Source organism: Bradyrhizobium sp. AZCC 1678, assembly GCF_036924765.1.
Taxonomy (GTDB): Bacteria; Pseudomonadota; Alphaproteobacteria; order Rhizobiales; family Xanthobacteraceae; genus Bradyrhizobium; species Bradyrhizobium algeriense.
Map to the genome: position 1 here is coordinate 2,835,405 of NZ_JAZHSE010000001.1, position 19,162 is coordinate 2,854,566.

Sequence of the window (19,162 nt, forward strand, 5' to 3'; positions counted from 1 at the left end):
TTGCCCGGGAGATCATGTTCAGCTCAAAGAGATGGAGCGGGACGGCGATCCAAAGGAAAGCTCGGCACGCTCTAGTTGCCCGACGGCAGCACAGTCCAGTTGTGCGTCACGACGAACATCAAGCTGTGGGAGTCCGCAGGCCCGGTGCCGGAAACGGTTGGCGTGCCGGTAATCGGATCGAAAATGGCGCTGCCGGTGCTCGCGAACCGATGCAGGTATCGGTAGGTGGCCGACGCCCCCCATTCCCGGGTCAGATTGTAGCTGTAGGTCGCCGACGCCGAAGCGTAATCCGTTGTTGTGGTCGATATCTGCCGGTTGCCGCTTGCTGAAAACGAGAGGGTGGAGCGTGAATTGATGCTGTGGCTCAGCGATGCCGTGATCGAATCGCGCTTGAACAGAGAACCGACGACGCTCGGTCCAACCGACTGGCTGGCGATGACGGACAAGGTCGTGCTCTTGAGCATTCGATAGGTGAGGACAGCATCTCCGATCCAGTCGTGCACCGTGCTCGATACCGGTGTGGCCGACGTGGTACCCCCGAATGCAGAACTCGAAACCCCTCGATCGGTCACCAGATAGGCGACGCCGGCATTGGCGCGAAAGGAAAGCACCGCCGACGATGTGGCGTCGAACCCGGCTTGCTCACGAAAAATCTGGACCTGGGTATTAAATGCGTTGCCATATTCGAGAAGTTCATATTCGGAGGACAGGTTGATCGCCGTGACTGAACTCAGCGAGCGTTGCCAATTGCCGCGCGCAAGTGTGTCCGTAAACGGCGTGCCGCCGCTCGACGGCTCGTAGCTCGTGCGAGTGGACGTGGCGAACAGAGACACTGTGTCAATTGCGGTGATCGAACGATCGATTCCACCAGTTGCCGTAAGGCGATCGATGAAGCCTGAAGCCGGCGTGGAAACGCCGAGATCGTTCAGGAGTGCGAGAGCGGTACTTTGCTGTCTCCAGCTTGCCTCAACATACTCCCGATCGAATCTGGTCTTTTCCCGAACCTCGTAGCGCGCCTTGAATCCATAGTCCAAAAACTCCGATGCGGTTCCGGCAGCGCCCGGACCCCAATACTTCCTGTAGGTGCCGTCGCCGATGAAATTGAATCTGGTTGTCGGCGTGCGCGCCTCTGCGTCAGCGTTGAGCGTGGTGTAGGAGCCCACCGATCCCGCGGGGGAGTTGCGCAAGAACTGATTGCTGTTCAGTTCGACGGTTTCGCTCTCGCTGGCCTTTATCGACCAGTCGAACGCAAATGCCACGGACGGCGCCATGCCAAAGCATATCGAGACTGCTATGGCAGCTCTCTTCACGTTGCTTCTCGCCCCCGCCGATCGTCAAGCCTCACTCAAACAAGCGTCGTTCTGGAACCATGATGACGTCGCCGGCCCGCAAGGTGATGTTACCCTCCAGGTCGTTACCGGCTTCGTAAGCGCGATAGTTGAACATGAAAATTGTTTCGTCGCCGCTGGGGCCCTTGCGCCTTACCTGGATGCGGTTCTTCGCAGCAAACGGTCCGACGCCGCCAGCAAGGGCGATAGCCTGCATCAACGTCGTCTTCTGCCTGACGACATAGGAGCCCGGCTTGATGATCTCGCCGGTGATGAAAATCTTCGGCTTCAGGTCGTCCTCGGGGATCTCCTTGGGAGCGTTTATAACGGCGACCGTAACGTCCAGATTCTCGTCCTTGTAGTTGTTCTTCAGCTTGTTCTTGAGAATGTTTTCGAGCGCCAACGGTGTGAGCCCGCGTGCCCGTATATGGCCGGCGAGGGGAAACGCGATTTCGCCGGAGGGGTCGATGACAACGTTCCGATCGAGCTTGGGGTCTTGCAGGACCGTAATACTCAGGCTGTCGCCCGATTTCAGCGTTTGCGCTTTTGCCGCCCCCGGGGCCAGGAAGGCAGCGCACAGCAGTGCTAACAAGATTCGCATGTCATAACCCCCAAAAGGTCGGCAAAAAGCCCGCAAACAAAGACATTTGGGCCAACATGTGGGCATTTTTTCCCAACCACGCAGCCGCTGTTTAACCGTGGGGGAAGCTAATAGGATACAAGGACTTAGGGAACCCGAGAGAACTTCTTTACCGGAAAAATGCTGTACTGTTGCTTATCAGCAATAACATCCCGAACAATATTGTCCGAAATCACCCGCTGGTCGTTGGCAAAGCCATAGACCAGCGCCGTGTCACATAAGACGTTAATCATTCGGGGTATCCCCCCGCTCGCGGAGGCGATCAGCGAGCAGGCTTCCTGGGTGAACAGGGGGCGGCGGGCACCCACCGCCTGGAGCCGGAACGCGATATAATTGGCCACCTCCCGGTCGTCGAGGGGACGAAGGTGGAAGTCGGAGGAAATCCGCTGCGCGAACTGATGCAGCTTCGGCGCCAGGAGCAGGTCGCGCAGCTGGGGCTGGCCGACTAGAATCAGCTGCAAAATCTGGAACTTGTCAGCGTTAATATTGGAGATCATGCGCAAATGTTCGAGCGCCTCCGGCTCGAGATTCTGCGCCTCGTCGATAATCAATATGGTCCGTCTTCCATTGGCGAATTGACCGTACAGAAAATCCTGTAACTTCTTGAAAAGGTTTGGATAATCCCCATCGAACGATTGCCCGAGCGACATCAGGATCCATTGCAGCAATTCCTGCCGGCCCTGCGGGGAGTTCGAGATCAGGCCGATGGTGATCGCCGGGCTGACCTTCTTGAGCAGATGCCGGACCAGGGTTGTCTTACCGGAACCTATTTCACCTGTAATGACGGTAAAGCCAGCGTTATTCATGACGCCGAACTCCAGCATCGTGAACGCCATGGAATGCATTTTGCCCCAGTAAATCAGGTCGGGGTCGGGGAGAATTGAAAAAGGTTTCTCCCGGAGCTGATAAAATGCCTCGTACATTGAACTTCCTTAGCCCGGCTACAGACCCTTATAGCGTAATTCGGGAAAATACCCTGCCTCCCTCCACCCATTTCTCTGATCTACGTAAATTTGCCAAAGCGGTTTGCCGATGGAACCACCATTAAGATTGAAATTTGAAACTCTTGGTGATGAGCAACTATTCATTAAATCCCTGCAAGATCGATGATAGATTGCAGCCCGGAGCGAAGCGCCACCGATCATTTCGCGGTATCATTAGCCTAGCAGGCTCGCAAACAGACGCTCGGACGATATATGCTGCAGAAAGTTGAATTTGAGGACGATTTCCAGGCGCAGCAAGAGGACCGCAGTCACCTATTGCAGTTCTCTTTCTATTGGGAACTGTTCAAGCGGCGCTGGGCCTATTTCGCGCTGCCGTTCGTCATCATCCTGGCTGCGGGCGCCGCGGCAGCCTTGCTGTGGCCGCCCACCTATCGCTCCGAAGGACGCATCCTCGTTCAATCGCAGCAGATTCCATCCGAGCTGGTCCGGCCTACGGTTACCAGCGCTGCCCAGGAGCGTATTCAGGTCATTCAGCAGCGGACGATGACGCGAGACAATCTCATCGCGATCGCCGACAAATTGAAACTGTTCCCGGACAAGCGCGCGCTGATGTCGCCGACCGAACTGGTCGAGGCGGTCAAGAAGAACACGAAAATCGCGCCGGTCGACCTTCAACTGGACTTCAAGCAGCGGACGCGCGCCGCGATGGAAAATCCCACGATCGTTTTCTCGGTCGGATTCGAATACGGCAATCCTGCGGTGGCTGCGCAGGTCGCCAACGAATTGATGACGAGGATCCTGAACGAGGACCTTCGAGATCGGACCAGCCGCGCCACGGACACGACGAAATTCCTGGCGCGAGAGGTGCAGAGACTTCAGGCGGAGAACTCGGCGCTTGACGCCAAGATCGCCCAGTTGCGGCTCACACAGGGCAAACCGGCATCGTCCGGTGGCTCCGATCAGCCGACGGCAACCCTTACGCAGCTTAAGTCCGAACTGATCCAGAAGGGCGCGCTGTACTCAGAGCGGCACCCATTGATCCAGTCCCTGAAGAAGCAGATCGAAGCCCTGGAAAAGGTGGCCGCTGCGCCGGCGCCCACTAGTGACCCGGCAGCGGCTGCCAGTATCGAGGTGATGGTTGCCCAGCAGGAGAGCCTGCAAAAGAACCTCGATGCCGCCTCGGCAAAATTGGCCGCCGCACGGCTCGGCGAAAACCTTGAAAAGGACCAGCAGTCAGAGAAGCTCGAAATCATCGAGCAGCCCACGGTTCCGCAGGAGCCGGTCAAGCCCAATCGGCTGAAAGTTCTTGCGATGGCCTTCGCGGCCGCGCTGTTTGGCGGAGCAGGGCTGACAGTCCTGATGGAAATTCTGGATAAGGGAATCCGCAGAAGCAATGACCTTCTGTCGGTGGTCGATGGCCAGTTGATCGTTTCAATTCCCTACATCACGACAGCAGCCGAGCTGCGTGCGAGGCGGCGACGGATATTTGTTTTTCTGGGGGCGTTCGCGCTGGTTGTGATCGGGCTGTTGACAGTTGCCTACCTGTTCCTTCCACCGCTTGACCTGATGATTGCCAAGGCCAGGGTCGGGCTGTTTCGATAATTCGCGGAGTCACGCAGTGGATTCAATAAAGCAGGCTGTCGAACTCGCGCGAGCTGCGGAGGCGGTACACCGTCCGGCGGGGTTGGGCGGATCTCCCCTGGCTGCCGAAGGACCGCTGCAGCGCTCTGCCGACTCGCCGTTCAAGGAAGTGCGCCTCAGCGCGGATCATCTCGAAGCCAATCGCATAGTGGCCCATGGCACTTCCAGTCAGAACGGCCGCTACTACGACATGCTGCGCACGCAGGTGCTGCAGGAGATGGACAAGAAGAGCTGGCAGTTTCTGGCCGTGACTTCGCCGACCGCAGGATGCGGAAAAACGGTAACGGCTTGCAATCTTGCGCTGAGTATTTCCCGCCTGCCGGAGCGGTCGGTGCTGCTGGTCGATCTTGATTTGCGCCGGCCAGCGGTTGGAAATTATCTGGGCATCGGCGGCAATGGTGGTGTTCTCAGCGTGCTCGAAGGACGCGCCCCACTTTCGTCGGCGGTCGTGCAGGCAAGCATCGGTCCGAACGGCATGCTGGTGCTGCCCGGATCGGTCTCGTCCAACTCTTCGGAATGGATGGGCTCCCAGACGATGGGGGCGCTGCTCCAGACCATGAAGCGAGACTTCCGCTCGCGCATCGTCATCTTCGATCTTCCGCCGATGCTGCTTGGCGATGATGTGATTTCAATCCTGCCCCGAATAGATGCGGCGTTGCTTGTTGCAGGGATTGGAAGCACGACGGTTTCTGACATCAAGGAATGCCAGCGGCATTTGAAACGAACGCCGGTTATCCGCGTGGTTGTGAACAAATCGACCGAGAAGGCTAGTTCGTACTACGGCTACTACTGATTTCAAATCCGACCGTGATTCCGAAGCGGCGAGATTCGATTGCGCGTTTTCCGGAATGGCTATTATCGTCCGTCACTCAGGAAAGCCTGATAGGCGAGCCTGATGCCATCCTCGAGCGAGGTAGAGGCCCGCCAGCCGAGCCTGGCCAGCCGGCTGACGTCGAGCAGCTTGCGCGGCGTGCCGTCCGGGCGCGAGGTGTCGAAACCGATCTCGCCAGTGTAGCCGACGGTCGCTGCGACCACCCGGGCGAATTCGGCGATGGTGATGTCCTCGCCGGTGCCGATATTGACCAGCTCATCGCCGGAATAGGTCTTCATCAAATGGATGCAGGCGTCCGCGAGATCGTCGACATAGAGGAATTCGCGCCGCGGCGTGCCGGTGCCCCAGACCATGACTTCCCTGGCGCCGGACATCTTCGCCTCGTGGAAGCGGCGGATCAGGGCGGCGACCACGTGGCTGTATTCGGGATGATAATTGTCGCCGCTGCCGTAGAGATTGGTCGGCATCACATTGATGAAGTCGGCGCCATATTGGCTGCGATAGGCCTCCACCATCTTGATCCCGGCGATCTTGGCAATCGCATAGGGCTCGTTGGTCGACTCCAGCGGCCCCGTCAGCATGGCATCCTCACGCAACGGCTGCGGCGCCAGCTTCGGATAGATGCAGGACGAACCGAGGAACATCAGTTTCTCGGCGCCATGGACATGCGCCGCATGGATCACGTTCGCCGCAATCGCCAGATTGTCGTAGAGGAATTCGGCGCGCAGCGTGTTGTTGGCGACGATGCCGCCGACCTTGGCGGCCGCCAGAAACACCACCTGCGGACGCTTTGCGGCGAACCAGCGGTTGACCGCGGCCTGATCGCGCAGATCGGCCTCGCCGCGGCTCGCCGTCAGCAGTTCGACATTTTCCGGCGCCAGCCGGCGCACCAGCGCCGAGCCGACCATGCCGCGGTGGCCGGCGACGTAGACCGTCTTGTCCTCCAGCTCAAACGGCAGGCTTGCCATTGGCCACCTCCCGCCGCGCCTCTGCAAGGTCGCCCGCGACCATTTCCTTGACCAGCTGGGCGAACGAGGTCTTGGGCTTCCAGCCGAGTTTCTCGCGCGCCTTGCTGGCATCGCCGACCAGAAGATCGACTTCGGTCGGCCGGAAATAGACCGGATCGATCCTGACCAGGGTCTTGCCGGACTTGCCGTCGACGCCGGTTTCATCGACGCCCTTGCCGCGCCATTCGATGGTGCGGCCGACTTCGGCAAACGCCAGCTCGACGAATTCGCGCACCGAACGGGTCTCGCCGGTCGCCAGCACGAAATCGTCGGGGGCATCCGCCTGCAATATCCTGTGCATGCCCTCGACATAATCCCGCGCGTGCCCCCAGTCGCGCTTGGCTTCGAGATTGCCGAGATAGAGCGCCTCTTCCAGACCAGTCTCGATGCGGGCAACGCTGCGCGTGATCTTGCGCGTCACAAACGTCTCGCCGCGGATCGGGCTCTCATGGTTGAACAGGATGCCGTTACTGGCAAACATGCCGTAGGCCTCACGGTAATTGACCGTGATCCAGTAGCCGTACAGCTTGGCGACGCCGTAAGGAGAGCGTGGATAAAATGGCGTGCTCTCCTTCTGCGGCACCTCTTGCACCAGGCCGTAGAGTTCCGAGGTCGAGGCCTGATAAAACCGCGTCTCCTTCTCCATGCCGAGGATCCGGATCGCTTCGAGTAGCCGCAGCACGCCGATGGCGTCGGCATTGGCGGTATATTCCGGGCTCTCAAAACTGACGCCGACATGGCTCTGGGCGGCGAGGTTGTAGATCTCGGTCGGCTTGATCTGCTGCATCAGCCGGATCAAATTGGTCGAGTCGGTCATGTCGCCGTAATGCAGCAGGAACGGCACGTTGCGGGAATGCGGGTCCTGGTAGAGGTGATCGATGCGGGCGGTGTTGAACGAGGACGACCGCCGCTTGACGCCGTGGACGGTGTAGCCGAGGCCGAGCAGATATTCGGCCAGATAGGCGCCGTCCTGGCCGGTGACGCCGGTGATCAGCGCCACGCGCCGCTGTGAATGTTCATTCGTCATGCCAGCTCCAATACTTCTTTCGGCGCACCAAAGGTGCCAAATTTATTGAACGCCGGCGCCGTGATTTGTCTCAATGTGCGGGTGATAAATCGGCAGAGCCGAGGGAGCCGACTAGCTAGAGCTGCAAATGGGCGGGCAAGAAGGCCGCAATCTCTGAGGCCGGTACAAAGTATTTGGCAATATCACGCGCTTCCGTCTTTCTGGTATCAGGTCGATAATATGGTTGCGATATTTTTCGGCTCATGATGCCGAGCAGGCATTTGCGTTTGACATCAAACACCCCTGATCCTGAATTGCCGGTACGGGCCACGTCGGCGATGACCGTGCTGAACCGGCTGCGGGTTCCGATCGGCAGCCGATCGGGCGCCAGGATGTGGGAGCGCACGGCAGATCCCGGCACAATGGTCACAACGTCTTGTCCCGGCTTGGGCGGTTCGGTGCAGATCGAGTTTCGCCGAAGTCGCAAGCGCGCCGGAAGCAGCGCTTCCTCGATCGATAGCAGCGTGAGATCCGTTCCCTCAAAACTGCCTTCCTTGACGACACGCGTCGGATATTCCGAGCCGGCAATCGCGATCTTGGGCCGCGTCAGCCAGGTCCGGCCTGCGACATGCGCTGCCGTGATGAACAGGCCTTTTCCGAGATAGATGCCGGATCCCGGTCCCCAGCTCTGCATCGGCGTCTGATGGATGTGCACCGCATATGGCAACAGCGTATCGTCAGCGTCTTGCGCGCATGCTGGCTGCCACAGGACTGCCAGAAGAAGCACGCCCCGGAGAAATGGTGCGCGCAGCAACTTTGCGGTGGATCGAGCGAATGCCAAGATTACCTGCCGGGTTTGCACGCTCGTTTGTTAGCGATCTTCAGCTCGCGCCGGTAAAGAATTTGAGTTCCTGAGGCGGAATAGCGGCAAGCAGATCGCGGATAAATTGGTCCTGCAGTTTGAAGGATACATCCTTCGGCAGACCGATTGTGGAGACCCTGATCAGTGCGCCATCGGGAATGATGCCGCGCAGGCCATATTTCAATCGGCTGAGCTGATGATCGACGACGCCATTGGCGATGTCATTGCCGATCCGCAGCCAGTAGGTGACCGGCTCGAAGCGCGACTCCCTTGCCGCAATCAATCGCGTCATCTTGATGGGTTGCGTGCCGTTGCGATAGTTGATCGCGGCGTCCGCCTTTTCTGAAATCCGGAAGCCATTGGCCGTGTAGCAAATCTCCGGGCGGTGGGACTTTAGTCGATAGTTCTGCACCGGACCGTACGCGACCATCAGCATGACGATGTTGCCATGCCCGTCCGTATAGCCTCGACCCACCTCCTGACTGTAAATCTTTCCTGCAAGCGGGTCCGGCTGGACGTACGCGTCCGGATCCGCCGGGCGGACCGGGCTGACTTCCGGAACCAGCGTCCAAGTTCCGAACTGACGGGGTATGACGGTTTCAAGGCTGGGGGAGGCCGATGTACGGGCCATCAGTTGGCGCGGCGCCAGGACAGTCGCAAGTACGGCGCATCCCACGATTGTGATACACGCCAGTATGATCTGAATACGAGGGTATTTCATTGAGACCACGCACAATCTTCGAGAGTTAATTGGATCAGCCGTTTCGGGCGAGGATATACTCCAACCGGCCTGTTTGCAGTCAAAAGAAAGAGATAATCGGCCCACTTAACGAAATTAACATAAACAACGGAAATTGCAGCGAAAAAGCGTTATGGGCTCGACCCGGAGCATTGGGCTGGTTAGTCATACCAGGATCAAGGCACGGCCGGACTGTTGTATATACCTCTCGGCCCAATTGGATGCACGGAGTTCCTGGATGAAGGGTATATCCATCAAGATCGCCCGGCTTGCCGTTTTGCTGGCCTGTGGTGCGGTCGTCTTGGCCGGGTGCGGCAAGAAAGATCAGCCGGCTGCTTCCAAAAGCCAGGTCGTTGCGCGTGTCGGCGAGGAAGTCGTAACCGTCCAGGATATCGAGAACGAGTTCCGCTGGGCGAACGTTTCGCCGGACAAGCAGAAGGAGCCGGAGATCGTCAAACGCGTGCTGGGTGATTTGGTCGTGCGCAAATATTTGCTCCGCCAGGCCATGGCTGCGAAGCTCGATCGCGAACCAAGCGTGCTGCTGGATCTTCTGAGATCGCGCGAACAGATCCTCGAGACCGCGTATCTGCAGCGAACGGCAGCGGCCAAGGCGCCGAGCAAGGCAGATGTCGACAGGTACATGGCCAATAACCCGGCGAAATTCGCCGGCAGAAAGCTGCTCAGCGTTGAACAGATTGCATTTCCACTAGGGCCGAACACTCAGTCCTTCGTCGAAGCGAACAAGGATGCCAAATCTCTCGACGAAATCGACCAGAAGCTTACCGCAGCCGGCATCCCCCACGGCCGACAAATGGGCGCGCTGAACAGCGGCGATCTGCCACCGGAGTTTTACGGGGTGATCGAGGCCAAAAAAGCGGACGATGTGTTCTTCGTTCGCGCTGGCCAGAACGGCATGTTCTTCAAGATCAAGGGTGAAGAGCGGCGCCCGCTCGAAGGAGACGCTGCGGCCACTCTTGCGCGGCAATTGATGCGCGCGGACGCGGTTAAAGCCGAGCTGGGGATTGCGGCCTACTCTGCGAATCTCGAAGCGAAATATGAAGGCGAATACGCAAAGATCATGCAGCCGGGAGATGGCAAGAAGAACTGAGCGCGGGATGTAATGGCGCTGCCGTAAAGTGTTTCCTCAAGGCGATATCGACGTGAAATGACAACGTTTTTTGATGTGTTGACCGTTACCTGTTTCGCGGCGCTGGTGATCGCGTTCTTCCAGTTCACCGGGCGGGACAATCGAACGTTGCTGCACTTCATGCTGGCTGGCATCGTATTCGCCGTCGCTAACCAAGTCGGAAATGCCGGTTCGTTCTATCTTGCGCTGATCTTGATTCTTGCTGGCGCCGGTTACGCGGTTTTGATAGCCCGGAGATGAGCGGCTTGTTACTTTTAATGCTATCAGTAGACCAAATTTCGGAATCTGTTGGTATATTGGAATGACATATTCGCAAGTAATACCATCGGCAAAGGCAGGTTTTCTCGGCCCTTTTCTATGGCCGGCGCTGCTTGGCGCCTCGGTGATCGCTGCCTATGCCCAAACCGTTCTCAGTTTGATCGATGGGCCTTGGCAGACGGAGCAGGAGGGGCATGGTCCGCTCATCATTGCCGCCTCGCTCTGGCTGGTCTGGCAATCGCGCGAGAAGTTGAGGGCCGTTGAAATTTCTCCGGCTCCCGTCATGGGGTGGGTTGCTCTCCTCGGCGGCCTGGTCCTCCTCTATCTGGCCCGAATCCAGCAGGGGCTGGTCACCTTCGAAACCTTTTCCTTGATCCCCGTCATCGTCGGGTGCGTCCTGATTTCAGCGGGATGGCCGGCGTTGCGGGTACTCGCGTTTCCGATCGGATTCTTGATCTTCGCGGTGCCGATGCCCGACTGGCTGGTCGATGCCGCCACGGTTCCGCTGAAGGTCTTTATTTCGAACGTCGTTACCAACGTGCTTTATGCGACGGGTTTTCCGGTCGCCCAGAACGGCGTCATGATCATGATCGGGACCTATCAGCTCCTGGTAAAGGACGCCTGTTCCGGAATGAATTCGATTTTTGCATTGTCCGCGATCGGCGTTTTTTACGCCTATGCCTTTCGCTGGCAGGAAAAAATTCGCAGCCTGTTCCTTCTCGCGGCGATTATACCCATTACCATCATTGCAAATTTCTTTCGCGTTTTCGCGTTGGTCCTGATCGCTTATTACCTGGGGCCTGACATGCTCGAGGGAATTCTGCACGATCTCACTGGCATCGGCCTTTTCGTCGTCGCGGTTATTCTGCTGTTCCTGTTCGATGCCTTTCTCGGCCTTTGTTTTGCGCTCGTGCGCCGTGTCCGCAACCGCGCCGCAGCGGCGACGCCCGCCTAGAGCATTATCGGTTCTGATTGAATCAGAACCGAAGCTCTAGATTCTTATTTTGACGCGTTTTCTTCACGCGAACCGGTACCCACTTCGCTCGAAAACGCTATAGCTTCGAACATCATCGCTGCGTCTCATGAAATCGTCCGTTGAGGCGCCTTGCTCTTGCATGCGCTTTCTGCGAGGTGGTTTGTTCGCGGCGAGCTTGCTAAGCTCTTTCCACTTCAAGACCGGTTCTTGACGAAGGTTGCCGTGAGCCGAACGTACGCCATACCCGACCTTCATGGCCGGCTGGACCTCCTGGATCGCGCCATTGACGCGGTCGCCCGGCATGCGGAGGGGATGGCCTCCACGATCATAACCCTGGGCGACTACGTCGACCGTGGACCGCAGAGCAGACAGGTCATCGAGCGTCTCATGGACTGGAGACCGGATGAATCGAAGGTCATCAATCTGAAGGGCAACCATGAAGCCATGATGTGCGCGGTCTGCGAGAATAGGGCCGAGCTCGACTGGTGGATCAAGAATGGGGGAGGCGCAACGCTGGCATCGTATGGCCAAAGCGCAACGCTCCCCGATCTGCGCGCAATCCCGGCCCACCATCTGGACTGGATCGCCAATCTTCCACTGATGCATGTCGATCGGCACAGAATATTCGTTCACGCCGCCGTCGATCCGAAAGCTCCGCTCGATCAGCAGAACGAGGAAACGTTGCTCTGGAAGCGCTATCCCGGCGGTGCCGATGTCGGGCATGGACAGCGGCATGTCGTACACGGCCACCACGCTGATGCGCGCGCGCCGATTGCAGGCAAGCACAAGACCAATCTGGATGGGCTGGCCTGGAAGACGGGGCGATTGGTCATCGGGGTTTTCGAGGATGACCGGCCAGGCGGCGCTTCCGAATATCTGGAAGTGTTCGGTCACGAAATGTAGGGACCGGCCCGTCGTCGGCGTGAAGATGCTCTCCTGGCCGTCCCACCAGCGGCAAGTCGTATATTTCCCGGCCCTGGCATCTTGCGGGCGGGGATGAGGCGTCGAATATTGAATAAAGTTCGTGTGGCGTTGGCCGCTTCAATCCCCAATTAAAGTTTAATTCCTTTTCGGTGCTCGCCCGTTTCCGCTATTATTCAGCGACGAATCAGTGCCGCGTTCGTTTTCACACAAAAATTTCGGGAATTTTGATGTTCACGAAGATGAACTCGGCTGCCTTCGGGGCGGCGCTGATATTGTTTGCAGGCACGGTCAACGCAGACGCCGGCTTGGTCACTTACGCTGACTTCTCTTCGTGGAGCGCGGCCGTACCTGGCTATACCTCTGTCCCAATTCCCAATCCGACAGGTTCTGAAGGATATGACGATTTTGGAAGCGGTACGGCCTCCGTCAGCTATGAGGGTGTACTGTTCGCGACGGACGCAGGCCTAGGCAACGGAGTTTTCTACAACGTTGGACCGGAGTATTGGGGGTCTAACGGTTTTTTTCCGGTTTTGTCCTCGCAGCAACAGACCATCGGCCTTACAAACATTTTGATCACGCTTGCCGCACCTGTAACGGCAGTCGCCTTGAATTTCGATACGTTCTTCGGGACTGACGTGACGTTCACACTTTCCAACGGCGAAACGCTGACGCTGACTAGCGCAGGAAATGCTTACGATCTCGGGAGCTTTTTCGGTGTAACCGACGACACACCTTTCAAGACGATTCTGCTCACCTCGTCAGACCCCGTGTTAAATCTCAATGCGCTGAATTTTGGCGCAGCGGTGTCTCCCATTCCGGAGCCGGCTACCTGGGTCATGCTGCTGCTTGGCTTCGTCGGGATCGGTCTTTTCGGCGCCCGGCTGCCCGCGCGCCGCGCGCCGGTGCTGCTAATCGACAAGGCACAGTCATAACGCGATCTGCGCTGCGACGAAAATCGGCGATTGTGACCCGGTGCTGTTGGCCAGGCCCAGTACGGATCAATCTACTTATTTATTGTGATTTCCCGCCTGAGCGAAATTAAGTCGAGGCGGGCGGCGGAGCGGGGATTTAAATGCTTTGTTTAAGAGCGAACACACTCACGGCTTTGGTGCTTGCGGTCGGATTGTTGATTGGTTTCAGTTCGTTGAATCCGGCAAAGGCGGTTGTTGTTTCGGCTGCGGATTTTGCAGTCATCTAGACCGTCGGTCCAGGCAACACGGGCTATTACACCGTCATCAACAGTTCTATTTCCGAATATATCTACGGATTTTCGGTCACGAACCCGCTCGCCTCGAGCGTCAACGGCTGGACGACGGAGCCGGGCTGGATCGCAGGCAAGACGCCCGTGCTTGGTTATCCCAAGACCGGCTTCGGCTATCTGACCGCCCCTGGGTATTGGACATTTCCGAGGGGACGTCCGGTTTTTGCACGTCAGTTCTCTGACCATTGGTCCGGACGAGAGCTCGAGCAATTTCTTTTTCGGAACGTCAGAGATGGCGACGCTGCTACTGGCCGACGCGAAGGGAAGTTTCTCGTCGATCAGCTTCGATGCCACGCAAGCCGCCCCGGCCGTACCGGAGGCTTCGACCTGGGCGATGATGATTTTGGGCTTTGCCGGCATCGGCGTGCTGGCCTATCGCCGGCGCCGGAATGGCATTGCGACGACCTGAACCGGTCTGGATCTGCTTACGCCAAGGCTGACGCCAAGACCGCCTACGGGCGGTCTTTTGCTGTCTGCCAAACGCGATGAATTCACAAGGACCGCCGGCACATTGTTCTAAAAACAGCGCCGCCCCTGGCTGTCATGGAGCACGTAATCCGTTCCGGGCGGCGGATAATGAAGTTGCCCGCAAGAGCCGGAATTGACTGGATAGCCCAAAATATCGAGCTTTCTGTCCAGCGCGTTTGGCGAGGCGGTCTGGTCGCTGCTCCCGCGCCCATAATACTGTCCGCTGTATTGTCCGCTAAATTGCCCGCCATACTGGCCACCGTACTGTCCGCCATATCGGCCGCTGTACTGCATGTTGACCTGACCGACGGCCGGCGGCATCGAGCCGATGACAGTCACAACCGCCAACAGGGAAAGCAGTATCCTCATCTCACTTCCTGGAAGCATGAGGTATCGCCCAACCGGGGCGACCGACAATTGTCGGTCCAACTGCCCGGTCTAGGCTTCAATCAGTTCGACCAGCTTAGCCGCTTCCTTGTCCACATCATGGCGTTGCAGGACCCGTTGACGGGCACTTTCTCCCATTTTCGTGATCGCTTCCGGCGCCGTGCTGAGACATTCCTCCATTGCCGCGGCCAAGCTCTCGAGGTCGCCGGCAGGAACCAGCCAGCCGTGCTCGCCATGCTGAATAAGTTCAGGGATTCCAGCGACGAACGTGCTAATGACCGGCCTTCTTAACGCCATGGCTTCCATGATGACGACCGGTAGTCCTTCGGCGAAGCTCGGCAACACCAGCGCCCGGGCTGCGAGAATTTCGGCCCGAACCTCGTCGCTGCTGATCCATCCTGTTATTCGAACGACACCCGTCAGCTTGTACTTTGCGACGAGCGCCTCGATCTCGCCGCGCATTTCGCCATCGCCGGCGAGCACCAGTTCGAACTTCGTTCCGCGTTCCGCCAGCAGCCGCGCCGCCTCGATCAGCAGCAACTGTCCCTTCTGCTCACACAGGCGGCCGACGCAAACCAATCGTCGTTCGCCGCCCGCCGCCGTGGTGGCATCGGTTTGATAGAAGGCTGGTTCAAGCCCGCAATGGACCACCTTTATCTTGGGCCAATAAGAATGGGGGACATTGCGAAAGAGTTGGCTCCGCCCGAATGAACTGACCGCCACGACAAAGCGGGCCCGCCGGATTTTCTCAGGCAGCGCGATGAACTTCGGCTTGTCGAACTCTTCGGGGCCGTGGGCGGTAAAGCTCCAGGGTGGCCCTCCCAGTTCGCCGACCAGCATCGCGACTTCCGCAGAATTGGTGCCGAAATGGACGTGCAGGTGCTGCGCCTTTTCGCTGCGCAGCCACAGGGCCACCTGACACGCCTCGAACAGATAAATCAAATGAACGGGGAGGGGACGCTCCGCCCGCAGACCGATTTTCAATGTCAAGACGATCGCGCGAAACAGGCCGACGGGGTTGGTTGCCAGAATGCGCAAGAATGAAACGAGTAGCGGCGCGGCGCCGCCGCGCAGGACGTAACGCGTGCGGGCCTGCTCGAGCTGATCTTCGGCGCCGCGCTGCGCGTCGGCCCAACCCCGGATCGATATTCGCAGGATCTCGTGACCCAGCCGTTCGAGCGCCAGTATTTCGCGCCGAATAAAACTGTGGCTGATCGCCGGATAATGGTTAACCAGATAGGCGATTTTCATAAAGGGTGCTCTGCCTGACACTTATCCGAAAGTAGGCCCGATAAAATACGGGTCCCGCGTCCTATTTATCTATTTGGGGAATATAGTAGTAATCGAGAGGGAAACAGGATATTTATACCTGACTTCCATACTCACTTTTTTACAAAAGCGTTAAGTCAAACGTTTCGAGATCGGTTTTTGTGATGTTGATCTTGGCCGCTCTGGCTGGATTGCTCAGCGTTCCCGTGGCTGTCCTGCTGGTTGAAGTCATTGCAGCTCTCAAGGCGCCAAAGCTGGAGCCTTTCGAGGCCAAAGAATTAAATATTGAGAAGCGCGTTGCAGTCGTTGTTCCTGCGCACAATGAAAGCTTGGGACTTATTCCAACGCTGCAGGATATCAAGGCGCAGCTTGGCGCTGGAGACCGCCTTATCGTCGTTGCCGATAATTGCACCGACGACACCGCGGTGGTTGCGACCGAAGCGGGGGCCGAGGTCATAGTCCGCAACGACCCCAAAAGAATTGGCAAGGGATTTGCGATGGGGTGGGGCATAACCCACCTTAGCCAGAACCCGCCTGATTTCGTTCTCTTTGTCGATGCCGATTGCCGTCTCGAGGCCGACTTGATCGACGGGCTCAAGCGAACCTGTCACGGCGTTCAGCGGCCGGTACAAGCGCTGTTCATGATGCAAAGCGCTGACAATTCGCCCGTCAATCACAGCTTTGCAGAGTTCGCCTGGATTCTCAGAAACTGGATTCGGCCGCTTGGACTGAGAAACCTTCATTGCCCTGTTCAGCTGATGGGGACAGGAATGATGTTTCCCTGGAATGCGATCAACTCTGTTCCACTGGCGAGCAGTCATCTGGTGGAGGATTTGAAGCTAGGGCTCGATCTGGCGAAAACCGGCCAAGCCCCGTATTTCTTTCCGTTTGTGAAAGTTACCAGCGTATTTCCGACAAGCGCCAAGGGGACCGAGAGTCAGCGTCAGCGCTGGGTGCAGGGTCATCTCGCCACCATCGGAAAATTCGTTCCGCGATTTCTCGTGACCGGTTTAATGCGCAGGGACGTAAACGTCCTTGCGCTGGCGCTGGATCTTCTGGTGCCGCCACTCTCTCTCCTTGCGCTATTGATCATCGGGACAATGGTCCTGACTTCGTCTGTTGCGCTGCTGGGAGGGCCGTGGCTGCCCGCCGTGATCGCGGGCGGCAATCTCGTTGGATTTTTCTTATGTGTCGTTCTGGCTTGGTCTAGATTTGGGCGCCAGGTTTTCCCTGCGCATGAGGCATTATCGTTCGGCTCTTTTGCATTGAAAAAAATCCGACTCTACGGCCGGATGTTGATAGGCGGCACCGCGTCCCAATGGATACGGACCGACCGGTCAACCCCCAACTAGCCGCCACGCCGCGGGTTTTTTTCCACGACTTCCCCCAAATGGGTCACGCAAGCGTTATCGAACTTCAATAAGAACGCGCCAGACAAAGGTTGGTCTGGTGTTCCGGTCGCATCACCCTGTTTTGACTGGCACATCGTTTGCTTGAGTTTTCTCAGGCAGTAGGAGGGGGCTACCTATGAAAGCGCACAGTCGCACGACCGTGGATGTTCTGCCGAAATCAAAGAAGCCGAAGAAGGCTTTGAAAAAGCTCACAGCTGTCAGCATTACGGAGCGGTATCTGGAATTGCGACGCCTTCGCGAGCGCCTGTCCGAGGCGGAAGCTTTGCGAAGTTCACAGTGAAGAAGTTACGTCAGGGGTTAGCTCCGCCGCTCTATCTGGCGGCAATCGGGATCGCCATGGTTGGCTGGCTGTGGGCGATAGTTGCGGGTGTGGGATGGCTTTTGGGGGCTTAGCTGGCGCTCCCCCGGGTGTCCTCGGTCGGCGTGCAGCGCTAACCGACCATACTCTGTCTCCTGCATGGTAGGTCAGCGCAAAGCGGCTCCCGGATTAGTTCCGGTAGCTGGAACTATTTGGTCACCTAGCTGGGAAAAGGTATTGCCAAGCCGCATAGCCGGCTTGCGAATCGCTGCGCAGTCGGGCTCCCATCTTGATTAGTGTCGATGAGCGCCTTGGGGTAGGTGCTGCGCGCTTTCTTCAGGCCTGTGACCGCCGGGGCTGCCGGACGGCACGAGGGGATGGGACCCATGCCGGATAGGCTGACGAGCGCGCTGCTTGCGGCGCTGAATGAATCGACCGAGATAAAAGAAAGCGATTGGCTGCAGATCGAAAGGGCATTGCGCGGTCAATCGGACGGGGTTGATAGCAGGCCAGGGGCCGAACCGAAAACAGCTTCAGAAAACAGGTTCGCCGCTACGGTATGCTCGGGGATGGCCAAGGTCCGAGCGAATTTCTGAGCCAGCCGGCCGCGACCTGATACCAGTTCGGATAGCTGAACAAGGCTGACCCGTCGGCTGCATTGAGTAGCTCTTATTTATTTTGCTTATTCGGTCGGCGGACCGCTTGACCTGCGAACGCGCGCGGCCTTGTTGGCGCGCCGGCCATGGAAAGGCGTCACGCGCTCGCGGGGGCTCGGCTGCGGCTGGAGTTGGCAAGGCGGTCCCCGTTCTCCTGAAGACATCGAGAAACGTTTCGCCGCGCGGCGAAATGGCGCCCGGTCGTCCATAGACGTGGCAGGCAATTGATCGCCGCGAATTCCGAAACGAGATTGGCGGCCTGGCGATCGCTCCGGTCAGCCCGGCTTTGGTCGCTGAAGGGCGCGCAAAGGGATCGATTTAAATCTACAGGCGAGCAATATTTAATCCTCCGGCGATCGAGAAAGCTTGACCCTCTTGGGCGAGGGGCTTAAATTTTTCTTAATATTATCGAGTCGTTGCTATTGGGGGTGCCAAATGTCTTTCAAGAAGATTGGTTTCGTGGCCGTCGCATTTGCGGGCCTTACCGCGTTTTCGGCGACTGGGCATGCTGCCGTTATTGTGGATGGCAATTTTGCCGGCGCGCCCGACCCGTATCAGACGATCGGTACCGGTTCTACTTTCGGCGCAAACAATGCATGGACCGTCGTTTCAGGCACGGTCGACTGGATCGGCAACTATTGGACGCCTCCGAGCCCCGGCGGCGGTTCGGTAGATCTCGATGGTCTGAGCGTCGGTGCAATCAGCCAGACCTTGCTTAATCTGGCGGTTGGAACCTACAAGGTGACGTTTGCGCTTTCCGGAAATCCGGACGGCCCCCCGCCCATCAAGGCCCTTGAGGTCAGCGTCACAGGGTCGGCCGCGCAGGACTATTCCTATCCTGTGATCGGCGACAAGGTGAACATGAACTACGCCTATTATTCGTACATGTTCAATTGGGCCGGCGGCGATGCCACGCTGAAGTTTGCGAGCCTGACTGGGCCTCAGGACAATCCATTTTATGGCCCTGTGATTGGTGACGTCTCGATCTCAGCCGTGCCCGAACCCTCGACCTGGGCAATGCTGATCCTCGGCTTCCTCGGTGTCGGCTTTGTTGCCTACCGCCGCAAGTCGGGAGCCGCCGTGCGGGTTGCCTGATCACCCGGCAGG

Annotated in this window: 19 protein-coding genes and 1 pseudogene; 11 read left to right on the plus strand and 9 right to left on the minus strand. The window is 58.0% G+C overall.

What is annotated here, in order from left to right:
• Positions 1-71 precede the first annotated feature (71 nt).
• The 3 genes from V1294_RS13480 to V1294_RS13490 form a co-directional block, all read right to left on the minus strand.
• Complete coding sequence (locus V1294_RS13480) at positions 72-1,271, minus strand: hypothetical protein (RefSeq protein ID WP_334497693.1); 1,200 nt, start codon at positions 1,269-1,271, stop codon at positions 72-74.
• Between the two features lie 70 nt (positions 1,272-1,341).
• On the minus strand, positions 1,342-1,929 hold the full coding sequence (locus V1294_RS13485; RefSeq protein WP_334497695.1) for a polysaccharide biosynthesis/export family protein: 588 nt from the start codon (positions 1,927-1,929) through the stop codon (positions 1,342-1,344).
• 125 nt (positions 1,930-2,054) lie between these two features.
• Complete coding sequence (locus V1294_RS13490) at positions 2,055-2,891, minus strand: ExeA family protein (RefSeq protein ID WP_334497697.1); 837 nt, start codon at positions 2,889-2,891, stop codon at positions 2,055-2,057.
• Positions 2,892-3,164: 273 nt separating this feature from the next.
• Between V1294_RS13490 and V1294_RS13495 the strand changes: the two genes are divergently transcribed.
• Together V1294_RS13495 and V1294_RS13500 are read left to right on the plus strand one after the other, a co-directional pair.
• A complete protein-coding gene (locus V1294_RS13495) occupies positions 3,165-4,514 on the plus strand; it encodes a sugar transporter (RefSeq protein ID WP_334497699.1) in 1,350 nt (449 codons plus the stop codon).
• Between the two features lie 148 nt (positions 4,515-4,662).
• Positions 4,663-5,346 carry a CpsD/CapB family tyrosine-protein kinase gene (locus V1294_RS13500; protein WP_334497701.1) on the plus strand — a complete coding sequence of 228 codons (684 nt, stop codon included), beginning with the start codon at positions 4,663-4,665 and terminating at the stop codon, positions 5,344-5,346.
• A 62-nt stretch (positions 5,347-5,408) separates the two neighbouring features.
• Here V1294_RS13500 and fcl read toward each other — a convergent pair whose 3' ends face one another.
• The 4 genes from fcl to epsI all read right to left on the minus strand — a co-directional run bounded on the left by fcl (position 5,409) and on the right by epsI (position 8,981).
• Positions 5,409-6,353: a GDP-L-fucose synthase gene (fcl, locus tag V1294_RS13505; protein WP_334497703.1), complete on the minus strand. Its 945-nt coding sequence runs from the start codon at positions 6,351-6,353 to the stop codon at positions 5,409-5,411.
• Positions 6,334-7,419: a GDP-mannose 4,6-dehydratase gene (gene gmd / locus V1294_RS13510; protein WP_334497705.1), complete on the minus strand. Its 1,086-nt coding sequence runs from the start codon at positions 7,417-7,419 to the stop codon at positions 6,334-6,336. Before gmd ends, fcl begins: the two co-directional genes overlap by 20 nt.
• Positions 7,420-7,534: 115 nt before the next feature.
• A complete protein-coding gene (locus V1294_RS13515; RefSeq protein WP_334497707.1) occupies positions 7,535-8,125 on the minus strand; it encodes a S1 family peptidase in 591 nt (196 codons plus the stop codon).
• A 154-nt stretch (positions 8,126-8,279) separates the two neighbouring features.
• Entirely contained in the window at positions 8,280-8,981 is a 702-nt protein-coding gene (gene epsI / locus V1294_RS13520; RefSeq protein WP_334504636.1) for an exosortase-associated protein EpsI, V-type, read from the minus strand.
• 151 nt (positions 8,982-9,132) lie between these two features.
• On the opposite strand from epsI, the gene V1294_RS13525 reads away from it, so the two are divergent.
• The 6 genes and pseudogenes from V1294_RS13525 to V1294_RS37985 all read left to right on the plus strand — a co-directional run.
• Positions 9,133-10,107, plus strand: coding sequence for a hypothetical protein (locus V1294_RS13525; RefSeq protein WP_334497709.1), 975 nt, complete (start codon positions 9,133-9,135; stop codon positions 10,105-10,107).
• A gap of 57 nt (positions 10,108-10,164) precedes the next feature.
• The gene (locus V1294_RS13530) at positions 10,165-10,386 is read left to right on the plus strand and encodes an XrtV sorting system accessory protein (RefSeq protein ID WP_334497711.1); all 222 of its coding nucleotides are present in this window, start codon (positions 10,165-10,167) and stop codon (positions 10,384-10,386) included.
• Between the two features lie 61 nt (positions 10,387-10,447).
• Positions 10,448-11,359: an exosortase V gene (xrtV, locus tag V1294_RS13535; RefSeq protein ID WP_334497713.1), complete on the plus strand. Its 912-nt coding sequence runs from the start codon at positions 10,448-10,450 to the stop codon at positions 11,357-11,359.
• A 150-nt stretch (positions 11,360-11,509) separates the two neighbouring features.
• On the plus strand, positions 11,510-12,283 hold the full coding sequence (locus V1294_RS13540; RefSeq protein WP_334497715.1) for a metallophosphoesterase: 774 nt from the start codon (positions 11,510-11,512) through the stop codon (positions 12,281-12,283).
• Positions 12,284-12,531: 248 nt separating this feature from the next.
• The gene (locus tag V1294_RS13545; protein WP_334497717.1) at positions 12,532-13,236 is read left to right on the plus strand and encodes a PEP-CTERM sorting domain-containing protein; all 705 of its coding nucleotides are present in this window, start codon (positions 12,532-12,534) and stop codon (positions 13,234-13,236) included.
• A 627-nt stretch (positions 13,237-13,863) separates the two neighbouring features.
• Positions 13,864-13,974, plus strand: a pseudogene (locus V1294_RS37985) (PEPxxWA-CTERM sorting domain-containing protein); the annotation flags it as partial.
• A 107-nt stretch (positions 13,975-14,081) separates the two neighbouring features.
• Here V1294_RS37985 and V1294_RS13555 read toward each other — a convergent pair.
• Positions 14,082-14,402 (minus strand): hypothetical protein, encoded by a 321-nt coding sequence (locus V1294_RS13555; protein ID WP_334497721.1) that lies wholly within the window; start codon positions 14,400-14,402, stop codon positions 14,082-14,084.
• 69 nt (positions 14,403-14,471) lie between these two features.
• Positions 14,472-15,671, minus strand: a complete 1,200-nt coding sequence (locus V1294_RS13560; RefSeq protein ID WP_334497722.1) for a glycosyltransferase — start codon at positions 15,669-15,671, stop codon at positions 14,472-14,474.
• Positions 15,672-15,853: 182 nt separating this feature from the next.
• On the opposite strand from V1294_RS13560, the gene V1294_RS13565 reads away from it, so the two are divergent.
• The 3 genes from V1294_RS13565 to V1294_RS13575 all read left to right on the plus strand — a co-directional run bounded on the left by V1294_RS13565 (position 15,854) and on the right by V1294_RS13575 (position 19,150).
• Positions 15,854-17,041, plus strand: coding sequence for a glycosyltransferase family 2 protein (locus tag V1294_RS13565; protein WP_334497724.1), 1,188 nt, complete (start codon positions 15,854-15,856; stop codon positions 17,039-17,041).
• A 744-nt stretch (positions 17,042-17,785) separates the two neighbouring features.
• Positions 17,786-17,995 (plus strand): hypothetical protein, encoded by a 210-nt coding sequence (locus V1294_RS13570; RefSeq protein WP_334497726.1) that lies wholly within the window; start codon positions 17,786-17,788, stop codon positions 17,993-17,995.
• A gap of 426 nt (positions 17,996-18,421) precedes the next feature.
• A complete protein-coding gene (locus V1294_RS13575; RefSeq protein ID WP_334497728.1) occupies positions 18,422-19,150 on the plus strand; it encodes a DUF642 domain-containing protein in 729 nt (242 codons plus the stop codon).
• Positions 19,151-19,162 lie beyond the last annotated feature (12 nt).

What these genes read in the sequence shown, in the direction of transcription:
- V1294_RS13485 (WP_334497695.1), bottom strand. Translation starts at nt 1,929, where the DNA reads ATGCGAATCTTGTTAGCACTGCTGTGCGCTGCCTTCCTGGCCCCGGGG.
- xrtV (WP_334497713.1), top strand. Translation starts at nt 10,448, where the DNA reads ATGACATATTCGCAAGTAATACCATCGGCAAAGGCAGGTTTTCTCGGC.
- V1294_RS13480 (WP_334497693.1), bottom strand. Translation starts at nt 1,271, where the DNA reads ATGGCGCCGTCCGTGGCATTTGCGTTCGACTGGTCGATAAAGGCCAGC.
- V1294_RS13495 (WP_334497699.1), top strand. Translation starts at nt 3,165, where the DNA reads ATGCTGCAGAAAGTTGAATTTGAGGACGATTTCCAGGCGCAGCAAGAG.
- V1294_RS13530 (WP_334497711.1), top strand. Translation starts at nt 10,165, where the DNA reads ATGACAACGTTTTTTGATGTGTTGACCGTTACCTGTTTCGCGGCGCTG.
- V1294_RS13545 (WP_334497717.1), top strand. Translation starts at nt 12,532, where the DNA reads ATGTTCACGAAGATGAACTCGGCTGCCTTCGGGGCGGCGCTGATATTG.
- V1294_RS13490 (WP_334497697.1), bottom strand. Translation starts at nt 2,891, where the DNA reads ATGTACGAGGCATTTTATCAGCTCCGGGAGAAACCTTTTTCAATTCTC.
- gmd (WP_334497705.1), bottom strand. Translation starts at nt 7,419, where the DNA reads ATGACGAATGAACATTCACAGCGGCGCGTGGCGCTGATCACCGGCGTC.
- fcl (WP_334497703.1), bottom strand. Translation starts at nt 6,353, where the DNA reads ATGGCAAGCCTGCCGTTTGAGCTGGAGGACAAGACGGTCTACGTCGCC.
- V1294_RS13555 (WP_334497721.1), bottom strand. Translation starts at nt 14,402, where the DNA reads ATGAGGATACTGCTTTCCCTGTTGGCGGTTGTGACTGTCATCGGCTCG.
- epsI (WP_334504636.1), bottom strand. Translation starts at nt 8,981, where the DNA reads ATGAAATACCCTCGTATTCAGATCATACTGGCGTGTATCACAATCGTG.
- V1294_RS13570 (WP_334497726.1), top strand. Translation starts at nt 17,786, where the DNA reads ATGCCGGATAGGCTGACGAGCGCGCTGCTTGCGGCGCTGAATGAATCG.
- V1294_RS13565 (WP_334497724.1), top strand. Translation starts at nt 15,854, where the DNA reads ATGTTGATCTTGGCCGCTCTGGCTGGATTGCTCAGCGTTCCCGTGGCT.
- V1294_RS13560 (WP_334497722.1), bottom strand. Translation starts at nt 15,671, where the DNA reads ATGAAAATCGCCTATCTGGTTAACCATTATCCGGCGATCAGCCACAGT.
- V1294_RS13525 (WP_334497709.1), top strand. Translation starts at nt 9,133, where the DNA reads ATGGGCTCGACCCGGAGCATTGGGCTGGTTAGTCATACCAGGATCAAG.